Raw genomic sequence first — 595 nt, 5'->3', positions numbered from 1 at the left:
CCCTTAACAGGCAAGGAGAGCTCCATGAAGAAGCGATTCACCGACGAGCAGATCATCGGCATCCTGCGCGAGGCCGAGGTCGGCGCCATGTCGATCAAGGCCCTGTGCAAGAAGCACAACCTGACCGAGCAGACCTTTTTCCGCTGGCGCAACAAGTTCGGTGGCCTGGACGTGCCCGACGCCCGGCGGCTCAAGGACCTCGAGTCCGAGAACGCCCGGCTCAAGCGGCTGGTGGCCGAGCAGATGCTGGTCATCGACGGGATGAAGGAGATCGTCCGAAAAAAATGATGACCCCGTCGGAACGACGCGACACGGTCCAGGTGCTGGTCCGTCGGGGTATCTCGCAGCGAAAGGCCCTTCGTTACTTGGGCCTGAGCCGCCGCATCGCCAGCTACGCCCCGCGCCAGGCCGCCAAGGACCAGGCGGTGGCCGAGCGGCTGCTGGCCGCGTCGCCGAAGGTGCCGCGGTTCGGGTATCGCCGCATGGCGGCCTGGTTGGACCTGGGCGAGGCCCGGGTGCGGCGCCTGTGGCGCCAGCTGGGTTTGAACATTCCCCGCCGCCGGCCGCGCCGCCGCCGTTCCGGCAACGACATCCG

At 67.4% G+C, this 595-nt stretch carries 1 pseudogene; it reads left to right on the top strand.

The features are described from left to right. Positions 1-24: 24 nt before the first annotated feature. Positions 25-595, top strand: a pseudogene (locus tag EIM48_RS15645) (transposase); the annotation flags it as partial.

This window comes from Pseudoxanthomonas sp. SGNA-20 (genome assembly GCF_003931635.1).
Taxonomy (GTDB): Bacteria; Pseudomonadota; Gammaproteobacteria; order Xanthomonadales; family Xanthomonadaceae; genus Pseudoxanthomonas.
Note: the sequence above shows the minus strand (reverse complement) of the source record. Positions and strands in the feature narration are given on the sequence as shown.